The organism is Streptomyces sp. NPDC001568, assembly GCF_042893755.1.
Taxonomy (GTDB): domain Bacteria; phylum Actinomycetota; class Actinomycetes; order Streptomycetales; family Streptomycetaceae; genus Streptomyces.
The window spans coordinates 329,174-339,099 of record NZ_JBIAVF010000010.1 but is presented as its reverse complement, the minus strand read 5'-3'; the positions used below and the strand labels follow the sequence as shown (position 1 = coordinate 339,099).

The following is a 9,926-nucleotide window of genomic DNA, read 5'->3' as shown; positions in this document are numbered from 1 at the left end:
GTGGCGACCTGGTAGCCGTCCATCGCGGCCTGCAGCGCGCAGATCGGGTCGATCTCGGTGATGATCACGCGGGCGCCCTGGCCGCGCAGGGACTCGGCACAGCCCTTGCCGACGTCGCCGTAGCCGAAGACCACGGCGACCTTGCCGCCGATCAGGACGTCGGTGGCGCGGTTGATGCCGTCGATCAGGGAGTGGCGGCAGCCGTACTTGTTGTCGAACTTCGACTTGGTGACGGCGTCGTTCACGTTGATCGCCGGGAACAGCAGCGTGCCCTCGGACATCATCTCGTACAGGCGGTGGACACCGGTGGTGGTCTCCTCGGTGACGCCGCGGACCTCGGACGCGAGCTGCGTCCACTTCTGCGGGGTCTCGCCGAGGGTGCGGGTCAGCACCGCGAGGATGTGGGCGTACTCCTCGGAGTCGGCCGTGGACGGGTCCGGGACGGCGCCGGCCTTCTCGAACTCGACGCCCTTGTGGACGAGGAGGGTCGCGTCACCACCGTCGTCGAGGATCATGTTCGGGCCGCCGGTGGGGGTGTTCGGCCAGGTCAGCGCCTGCTCCGTGCACCACCAGTACTCCTCCAGCGTCTCGCCCTTCCAGGCGAAGACGGGGACGCCCTGCGGGTCCTCCGGGGTGCCGTTCGGGCCGACCGCGATGGCCGCGGCCGCGTGGTCCTGGGTGGAGAAGATGTTGCAGGAGGCCCAACGGACGTCGGCGCCGAGGGCGACGAGGGTCTCGATGAGCACGGCCGTCTGCACGGTCATGTGCAGGGAGCCCGTGACGCGCGCGCCGGCCAGCGGCTGCGCCTCGGCGTACTCGCGACGGATCGACATCAGACCCGGCATCTCGTGCTCGGCCAGGGTGATCTCCTTGCGGCCGAAGGCGGCAAGGGAAAGGTCTGCGACCTTGAAGTCCATGGGTGCTGCTCCTCATGGTTCGAGAGGGTGGGTACGGCTGAGCCGCGCGCCGTCCTTGCCTGGGCAGGGCGGGGCACCGAGCACAGTCCGTCGGGGGCCCTCTCTCCCCTCGGCCGGTCACGGGGACCGCCCGACCGCCATCAGCAGCGACGCCTGACACTGATGACGAATCTACACCGATCGGCGGAGCGTGCCCCAGTCGGCCGGGAAACAAGTCGCCGCTGTTTCGGGGACCTCCGGCGGAACGGTTCGGGGCCTTTCGGACTTTTGATCGGCCCCTTATGTGGGAGAGGATGCCAAGGGATCGGGGCGCAAGCGCGATCTCGTTGGCCCACGGCGTGAAGGAGATTCCAGTGACCAGTCCAGCCGGCCGTTCCGGTGACGCGGGAGCAAGCGGGCGCGGGCGCCCGAAGCTCGTCGCCGTCACGGCGTGCCCCACGGGCATCGCGCACACGTACATGGCCGCCGAGAAGCTCCAGCAGGCCGCCGCCGAGCTGGGTGTGGACATCAAGGTGGAGACGCAGGGCTCGATCGGGGCCGAGAACGTGCTCTCTGACAACGATGTCAGGGAGGCCGACGGGGTCATCATCGCCGCCGACAAGGAGGTCGACCGCGAGCGCTTCGCCGGTAAGCGCGTGCTGTCGACGGGCGTCGCGGACGGCATCCACAAGCCGAAGGAACTGATCGAGCGGGTGCAGGACGCGCCGGTCCAGGAGGGTTCGGCCGCGGCGGCGGGCAGCGGGGGCGGCGGCAAGGAGCGCAGCCTCGCCTACAAGGCGCTGATGAACGGCGTCTCGTACATGATCCCGTTCGTGGTGGTCGGCGGGCTGCTGATCGCGATCGCCCTGGCGCTGGGCGGTCACGCCACGGCCGAGGGGTACGCGGTCACGCCGGGCACCTTCTGGGACCACGTCTTCCAGATCGGCGCCCTCGGCTTCACCCTGATGATCCCGATCCTGTCCGGCTACATCGCGTACGCCATCGGCGACCGGCCCGCGCTGGTGCCCGGCATGATCGGCGGGTTCATCGCGAACACCGGCGCCCTCTACGACTCCAAGTCGGGCGCGGGCTTCATCGGCGCGATCGTGACGGGTTTCCTGGCCGGCTATCTGGTCCTGTGGATCAAGAAGGTCAAGGTCCCGAAGGTCGTCCAGCCGATCATGCCGATCATCGTGATCCCGATCGTCGCGACGACGGCGCTGGGCCTGTTCTTCATCTACGTCGTCGGCAAGCCGATCTCCTGGGTGTTCGAGAGCCTGACGAGTTGGCTGTCCGGCATGACCGGCACCAGCGCGATCCTGCTCGGCGCCCTGCTCGGCCTGATGATCGCCTTCGACATGGGCGGCCCGGTCAACAAGACGGCCTTCCTCTTCGGTACGGGGCTCATCGCCTCCGGCAACTACGCGGTGATGGGCATGTGCGCGGCGGCCATCCCGGTCATGCCGCTCGGCCAGGGTCTGGCGACGGTGCTGCGCCGCAAGCTGTACTCCGAGCAGGAACGCGACACGGGCATGGCCGCGCTCTTCATGGGCGTGTTCGGCATCTCGGAGGGCGCGATCCCGTTCGCGGCGGCCCGGCCGGCCATCGTCATCCCGGCGAACATGCTCGGCGGCGCGGTGGCGGGTGCCATCGCGGGTGTCGCGGGTGTCGGTGACCACGTACCGCACGGCGGGCCGATCGTGGCCGCGCTGGGCGCGATCGGCGGCGTGGGCTGGTTCCTCGTCGCGATCGTGGCGGGCACCGTGGTGACCGCGCTGACGACCAACGCGCTGATCGGGATCAAGGAACGCCGCGCCGCGGGCACCGCGCCGCCCGCCACCGCGCTGCCCGTACCGGCCGGTGCCGGCGCGGGGCCGGTAGTCGCCCCGGTAACGGGAACGGGAACGGGCGCCGCCCCCGTGGGCGCCGTCGCGGCCGGAGGGACGGCCGTGCTGACGAAGACCGCGCCCGCCCCGGTCGAGGTGGAGCCGCAGGAGGTGCTGTCCGGTTACCTGACGGAGCGGACGGTCAGGACGGAGCTGGTCGCCGACTCCAAGGAGGCCGCGATCCGGGAGATGGCCGAGATGCTGGCCACCACCGGCAACGTCCGCGACGTGGAGGAACTCGTACGGGTCGCCCTGGCGCGGGAGGCGCAGGGGACGACGGGGCTCGGCGAGTCCATCGCGATCCCGCACGCCAAGACGGACGCGGTGGCGCGGCCCACGGTCGGCTTCGCCCGGTCCGCGGAGGGCATCGAGTGGGGCGCCCTGGACGGGACGAAGGCCCGGCTGGTCTTCATGATCTCGGTGCCGGAGGCCGCCGCCGGTGACGAGCACCTGCGGATCCTGGCGCTGCTGTCGCGCAAGTTGATGGACTCCGCGTTCCGGGACCGGCTGCAGAGCGCGCCGGACGGGCCTGCCGTCCTGGAAGTGCTGCGCGAGATCCGCTAGCAGCCGCGGCGTCGTGGCGCGGGTGGGGATCCGGACGTACGAGGGCCCCCGCAGCCGGTCGGCTGCGGGGGCCCTCGTACGTGTGCGGCGCGCTCCGGGTCACTTGCCTTCGGGGACCGCGGCAGCCGGGTCGAAGATGTCCGGCTCCAGGTAGATCACGCGGGCGATCGGCACGGCCTCGCGGATGCGGGCCTCGGCCGCGTTGATGGCCCTGGCCACCTCCGTCGCGGTGTCGTCGTGCTCGACGGCGATCTTCGCGGCGACCAGCAGTTCCTCGGGGCCGAGGTGCAGGGTGCGCATGTGGATGATGCGGGTGACGACGTCGCCGTCGACGATGGCCGCCTTGATCTTCTCGACCTCGTCGATGCCGGCGGCCTCACCGAGCAGCAGCGACTTGGTCTCGGCGGCCAGCACGATGGCGATGACGATCAGCAGGATGCCGATGCACAGGGTGCCGATGCCGTCCCAGACGCCGTTGCCGGTGGCGAGGGCGATGCCGACGCCGCCGAGTGCCAGCACCAGGCCGACGAGCGCGCCGAGGTCCTCCAGCAGGACGACGGGAAGCTCGGGGGCCTTGGCCCGCTTGATGAACTGGCTCCAGGTCTGCCGGCCGCGGATCTCGTTCGACTCCTTGATCGCGGTGCGGAAGGAGAAGGACTCCGCGATGATCGCGAAGACGAGGACGCCGACGGGCCAGTACCAGGCCTCGATCGCGTGCGGGTGGTTGATCTTCTCGATGCCCTCGTAGATGGCGAACATGCCACCGACGGTGAAGAGCACGATGGAGACGAGGAACGCGTAGATGTAGCGCTCGCGCCCGTACCCGAAGGGGTGTTGCGGGGTCGCCTCGCGCTTGGCCTTCTTGCCACCGAGGAGCAGCAGTCCCTGGTTGCCGGAGTCGGCCAGCGAGTGGACGCTCTCCGCGAGCATCGACGAGGAGCCGCTGAAGAGGAATGCCACGAATTTGGCTACGGCGATGGCGAGGTTGGCGGCGAGTGCCGCCACGATCGCCCTGGTACCGCCCGACGCGCTCATGGGTGCTGGATGTCCCTTCCTAGCCACTGACTACGGCGGCACATTGTGTCAGGCGATCGTCCTCGTGGGCTGCGTCAGATCACCACGGTGGCGCGGAAAACCGTGCCCGATCCTGACAGTTCGACCTTTTCGCCCGCCGGGACGAAGACCGACTCCCCCGGTGCGAGAGTCAGTTCACCGACCCCGGGGGCACCGGCCGTGCAGAGCAGGATCTGCGGGGTGGCGTCGGGGAGGGCCTGCGGGGCTCCGCCGGGGGCCAGCAGGAACCGGGAGAGCCGGAACTCGTCGACGGGGGTCTCGTACACCTCCTCGCCGTCGGCCTCGGGGCGCATGATGCCCGGGGCGCTCGGCTCGAAGACGACGACCTTGAGCAGTTCGGGGACGTCCACGTGCTTGGGCGTCAGCCCGCAGCGCAGCACGTTGTCCGAGTTGGCCATCAGCTCGACGCCGAGGCCGTCGATGTAGGCGTGCGGGATGCCCGCGCCCAGGAACATGGCCTCGCCGGGCTGGAGCCGTACGTGGTTGAGCAGCATCGCCGCGATGACGCCCGGGTCGCCGGGGTAGTCGTGGACGAGTCCCGCGTACGGGGCGTAGGGGCCGCCGAGCCGCTCGGCGGCGGCCGCGGCCTCGGTGACGGTACGGGTCATCTCGGCGCGGTCGGCGGTCAGTACGGCGGTGAGGACCTCGCGCAGCGCCGCCTCCTGCGGGTGGGCGCGCAGCAGGTCGGCGTACGGCTTGAGGGAGTCGACGCCGAGGCCTTCGAGCAGCGCGGCGGCCTCCAGCGGCGGGCGGAAGCCGCACAGGCCGTCGAAGGGGGTGAGCGCGCAGATCAGTTCGGGCTTGTGGTTGGCGTCCTTGTAGTTGCGGTGGCCCGCGTCGACGGGGACGCCGCGGCGCTCCTCGTCCGCCCAGCCCTCCTTGGCCTGGGTCAGGTCGGGGTGGACCTGGAGGGAGAGCGGGGCGCCCGCGGCCAGGATCTTGAGCAGGAAGGGCAGGCGGGGGCCGAACTTGGCGACGGTGGCGGCGCCGAGCTCGCCTTCGGGGTCTGCCGCGATGACGTCCGCGAGGGTGGTGCCGACCGCGTCGCGCTCCAGGCGGGACGGGGCGCCGGGGTGGGCGCCCATCCACATTTCCGCCTGCGGTTCACCGGTGGGCTCGACCCCCAGGAGGGTCGGGATGGCGGTGGTGGATCCCCAGGCGTAGGGGCGGATCGTGTTCGTCAGGCGGTCCATCGTCGTCTTCCTGGGTCTGAGGTGTGAGCGGGCACGGGTTCGTGCCTCAGCCGTGGCCCCGGGTCGTCAGCGCCAGGTAGGCGGTGGCGAAGTCCGTGACGGCGAGGAGCTCGGCGAGCTGTTCCAGCTCCCCGCCCTCCTCCGGTTCGAGCTCGCTGATGGCCGTGTCGTGGCTGAGGGCGAGCTCGCGGGCGGCCGGTGCGGCGGTGAGTCCGCCGGCGGGCCGGTCGCGCAGCAGGACGATGCGGGCGCGCAGGGCCTGGGGCTCGTCGACGCGGTCACGGAAGAAGTCGTCGGGGTCGGCGCCCGCGGCGAAGGACCCGGCGAGCAGGACTCCGTGGGCGGGCAGCGCCTCCGGGAGTTCGGCGGCGATGGCGGGCCGACCGGCCAGCTCGGCGAGGGTGGCGGCGAAGCGGCGGCCGGCGGGGCCCGCGGCGCCTCCCTCGCTCCAGATGAGCGGGAGGGAGTCGGCGAGTTCGGTCGCGAGGGTCTTGGCCGGGTTGGAGTAGGTGACGATGGCGGGCCCGCAGCGCTCGGCGGTGCGGTCGAGCCGGTCGGCCACGCGCTGGAGGACGTCGGGGGCGGCGGCGACCAGGCCGAGCTTGTCCAGCAGGACGAGCAGCGGGGTCAGCAGCGCCCACAGGGCGCCGGGTCCGGCCGCGGCGGACTCGTCGTACTCCTGGTACGGGGCCTTGGCCATCGGTACGAGGACCCCGTGCGCGCCGTCCACGGCCTCGCTGAGCGGGGAGCGTTCGGGGGCGACGGCGACGACGCTGCTGCCGCGCCGGTAGGCCTGCTCGGCGAGGACGGCGAGGCCGGGCTCGGTGCCGTCGGTGGTGACGATCAGCAGCAGGTCCACGGGACCGGCCCAGCCGGGGAGCGCCCAGCGCAGGGCCCCGGCGGCGTGCGCGACGCCGGTCGGGTGGAGCCGGATGACGGGCGCGGAGGCTCCGGCGAGGGCGCCGAGGAGGTCGGCGACGCCGGTGGCGGCGGTGCCGGGACCCGCGATGAGCACCGCGCGGGGGCGCCCGTCGGGGCGCAGGTCGGCGAGGCCGGCCTCGGCCGCGTGCCGTGCGGCGGTTCGGACTCTGGCGCCGGCGTCGGCTGCGCCGCGCAGCAGGCCGCGGCGGTCGGCACGGGCGAGATCGTCCGGTGCGTCGAGGAGTGGCTCGTCGAGCATGGCGGCCTCCGGCGGTGTTGACGGATCCGGGGTGGTGGAACCGGTCTCAGCGTCTGCGGTCTGCGCGGGGGGTGCGGGAGCGGGATCCGGCTCGGGGTCAGGCGGGGCGGCGGGCCTCGTCGACGAGGAGCACCGGGATGCCGTCGCGGACCGGGTACGCGAGGCCGCAGTCCTGGCCGGTGCAGATCAGCTCGGGTGCGCTCTCGTCGGCCGACTTGTCCTCGAGGGGCGAGTGGCAGGCGGGGCAGGCGAGGATCTCCAGGAGGCCGGCTTCGAGCGGCATGGGGCGGTTCCCTTCGGGGTGCGGATCGGGCGAGGTCAGCGTACCGCCGAGTGACCCGCGGCGCGGCCCTGAGGGGTGGTCCGGTGCGGCCGTACCGGACCCGCGGCGTCGGCTGCGCCGCGCGGCGGCCCGCGACGGTCGGCACGGGTCCGGCGCGGCCCCCGGGCCCGTCCTGGGAAGGAGCCGGGGGCCGGGGGCCGTGCGGTCGGGCGCGGACGGCCGTGCGCGACGGCCGTGCGGTCAGGCGCGGACGAGCGCGAGGACCTCGTCGCGGATCTTCTCCAGGGTGGCCTCGTCGCGGGCCTCGACGTTGAGGCGCAGCAGCGGCTCGGTGTTCGAGGGGCGCAGGTTGAACCACCAGTCGGCGGCGGAGACGGTGAGGCCGTCCAGCTCGTCGAAGGTGACGCCCTCGCGGTCGGCGTAGGCGGCCTTGACCTCGGCGGTGCGGGCGGCCTGGTCGGCGACGGTCGAGTTGATCTCGCCGGAGCCGACGTAGCGGTCGTACTCGGCGACGAGCGCGGAGAGGGTGCCCTCCTGGCCGCCGAGGGCCGCCAGGACGTGGAGCGCGGCGAGCATGCCGGTGTCCGCGTTCCAGAAGTCCTTGAAGTAGTAGTGCGCGGAGTGCTCGCCGCCGAAGATGGCGCCGGAGGCGGCCATCTCGGCCTTGATGAAGGAGTGGCCGACGCGCGTGCGGACGGGGGTGCCGCCCTGCTCGCGCACGACCTCCGGCACGGACCACGAGGTGATCAGGTTGTGGATGATCGTGCCCTCGCCGCCGTTGCGGGCCAGCTCGCGGGCCGCGACCAGGGCGGTGATCGCGGACGGGGAGACGCCCGCGCCGCGCTCGTCGACGACGAAGCAGCGGTCGGCGTCGCCGTCGAAGGCGAGGCCGAGGTCGGCGCCCTCCGCGAGGACGCGGGCCTGGAGGTCGACGATGTTCTTCGGGTCGAGGGGGTTGGCCTCGTGGTTCGGGAAGGTCCCGTCCAACTCGAAGTACATGGGGACGAGGTCCAGCGGGAGGCCCTCGAAGACGGTGGGGACGGTGTGGCCGCCCATGCCGTTGCCCGCGTCGACGACGACCTTGAGCGGGCGGATGGTGGTGAGGTCGACCAGGCCCTTGAGGTGCTCGGCGTAGCCGACGAGGGTGTCCTGCTCGGTGATGGTGCCCGGGACGGTGCCGGCGGGGATCGCGGGGGCGCCCTCGTCGGTCCACTTCTCGGCGAGCTCGCGGATGGTGGCGAGGCCGGTGTCCTGGCCCACGGGCGCGGCGCCGGCGCGGCAGAGCTTGATGCCGTTGTACTGCGCCGGGTTGTGGGAGGCCGTGAACATCGCGCCGGGCAGGTTCAGCTTCCCGGAGGCGTAGTACAGCTGGTCCGTGGAGCACAGCCCGATGAGGGTGACGTCGACGCCGCGGGCGGCGGCGCCGCGGGCGAAGGCGGCGGACAGACCGGGGGAGGAGGGGCGCATGTCATGGCCGATGACGATCGCCGTCGCTCCGGTGACCTCGACGAATGCGGCACCGAACAGCTCGGCCAGGGGCTCGTCCCACTCGTCCGGTACGACGCCACGTACGTCGTATGCCTTGACGATGTTCGAAAGATCTGCGGCCACTGCCTGCCCTCCTGAAGGTTCTGTTCGGTGGGGCAAACCTACCTTGTGGGCAGAACCGCTCATCGGACGATCCGTTGGTCAGGAGTCGGGCGAACGCAGGACGCGCAGGTGTCCGCGACGGGTCTCCCCGGTGCTCTGCGGGCCGGATCCGGCGCCGCCGGCCCCGGCCGCGCGCTCCGGCGGACGGGCCGCCTCCCGGACCGCGTTGGCCAACGCTTCGAGGTCGTCCCCGCTGGGGCGGGAGGGGCCGGAACCGTCCGAAAGGCGTACGACGTCCCAGCCGCGCGGGGCGGTCAGGCGCTCCGAGTGCTCGGCGCACAGGTCATAGCAGTGGGGTTCGGCGTAGGTGGCGAGCGGACCGAGAACTGCGGTCGAGTCGGCGTAGACGTACGTCAGTGTGGCGACGGCAGGGCGGCCGCACGCGGTGCGCGAACAGCGACGTACAAGGCTCACGACGTTGGACGGTACCGCACTCTTGACCGGGCCGCGACGACTCACCCCCCGGCCGGGGGGCCGTGTCGTGCTCACCGGGCCCCGGAATCAAGGGGCTTCGGGTTCGCTGCGGGTCCCGATCCCGGCCGTACCGTCGGGGTCCCGAGGGCGGCGCGACACCCCGTCGCGGCCGGATCGAAGCCCTGCCGGACGACCGGGTGAGGGCTACGCTGCGGGGGTGACGGACAGCGCCCTTCCTCCCCGCCCGACCCCTTCCGCCGAGACCCCGCACGCGCCGGGTCCGCGGCGCCGCGACCGGCACGGACGGGGGATGCGCGGGCCGTTGGCGCCGCCCCAGGTGCCGCTGGCGGCGAGTCGGGCGGAACTGTTCGGTGACCACGTACGGGATTCGGTGGAGCGGCTGGAGCGGCGCTGGCCGCAGCTGGACGAGGTGGAGTTCGTCGTCGCGGACGTGCCCGGCCCGCCGGGCGGTCCGGAGAGCGGCTGGAACGACGAGGCGGTACCGCTGGGCGGGCTGATCGAGGCCCGCGACGGCCGGCCGGCGCGGATCGTGGTGTTCCGGCGGCCCGTGGAGATCCGGGCCAAGACGCGGGACGAGCGGGCGCTGCTGGTGCACGAGATCGTGGTGGAGCAGGTGGCGGAGCTGCTGGGGCTCTCGCCGGAGACGGTGGACCCCCGGTACGGGCAGGACTGAGCCCGCACCGGGCGACGCACCGGCGCACGGCCGGCGGACGTCCGTCGGACCCGGCGAACCCGGCGGACGTCCGTCGAACCCGGCGAACCCGG

At 72.5% G+C, this 9,926-nt stretch carries 9 protein-coding genes; 2 read left to right on the top strand and 7 right to left on the bottom strand.

The features are described 5' to 3' along the window. Window positions 1–917 (bottom strand): adenosylhomocysteinase (locus tag ACFY0I_RS20645; protein ID WP_388897587.1); only part of this gene is annotated, 917 nt, incomplete at its 3' end. Between the two features lie 353 nt (window positions 918–1,270). Here ACFY0I_RS20645 and ACFY0I_RS20640 point away from each other — a divergent pair. Further along, complete coding sequence (locus ACFY0I_RS20640; protein ID WP_388897584.1) at window positions 1,271–3,346, top strand: fructose-specific PTS transporter subunit EIIC; 2,076 nt, start codon at window positions 1,271–1,273, stop codon at window positions 3,344–3,346. 99 nt (window positions 3,347–3,445) lie between these two features. Here ACFY0I_RS20640 and ACFY0I_RS20635 read toward each other — a convergent pair whose 3' ends face one another. The 6 genes from ACFY0I_RS20635 to ACFY0I_RS20610 all read right to left on the bottom strand — a co-directional run bounded on the left by ACFY0I_RS20635 (window position 3,446) and on the right by ACFY0I_RS20610 (window position 9,185). Beyond that, complete coding sequence (locus ACFY0I_RS20635) at window positions 3,446–4,381, bottom strand: cation diffusion facilitator family transporter (RefSeq protein WP_388897581.1); 936 nt, start codon at window positions 4,379–4,381, stop codon at window positions 3,446–3,448. Window positions 4,382–4,455: 74 nt separating this feature from the next. After that, window positions 4,456–5,613 (bottom strand): mannose-6-phosphate isomerase, class I, encoded by a 1,158-nt coding sequence (manA, locus tag ACFY0I_RS20630; protein WP_388897578.1) that lies wholly within the window; start codon window positions 5,611–5,613, stop codon window positions 4,456–4,458. 46 nt (window positions 5,614–5,659) lie between these two features. Then, window positions 5,660–6,793 carry an SIS domain-containing protein gene (locus tag ACFY0I_RS20625; protein WP_388897574.1) on the bottom strand — a complete coding sequence of 378 codons (1,134 nt, stop codon included), beginning with the start codon at window positions 6,791–6,793 and terminating at the stop codon, window positions 5,660–5,662. A 97-nt stretch (window positions 6,794–6,890) separates the two neighbouring features. Beyond that, window positions 6,891–7,076 (bottom strand): Trm112 family protein, encoded by a 186-nt coding sequence (locus ACFY0I_RS20620; protein WP_362883080.1) that lies wholly within the window; start codon window positions 7,074–7,076, stop codon window positions 6,891–6,893. Window positions 7,077–7,316: 240 nt separating this feature from the next. Next, window positions 7,317–8,687 (bottom strand): phosphomannomutase/phosphoglucomutase, encoded by a 1,371-nt coding sequence (locus tag ACFY0I_RS20615; protein ID WP_388897571.1) that lies wholly within the window; start codon window positions 8,685–8,687, stop codon window positions 7,317–7,319. A 78-nt stretch (window positions 8,688–8,765) separates the two neighbouring features. Further along, window positions 8,766–9,185 carry a DUF3499 domain-containing protein gene (locus ACFY0I_RS20610; protein ID WP_388897658.1) on the bottom strand — a complete coding sequence of 140 codons (420 nt, stop codon included), beginning with the start codon at window positions 9,183–9,185 and terminating at the stop codon, window positions 8,766–8,768. A gap of 172 nt (window positions 9,186–9,357) precedes the next feature. Between ACFY0I_RS20610 and ACFY0I_RS20605 the strand changes: the two genes are divergently transcribed. After that, window positions 9,358–9,834 (top strand): metallopeptidase family protein, encoded by a 477-nt coding sequence (locus tag ACFY0I_RS20605; protein WP_384003993.1) that lies wholly within the window; start codon window positions 9,358–9,360, stop codon window positions 9,832–9,834. The last annotated feature ends 92 nt before the right edge of the window (window positions 9,835–9,926 follow it).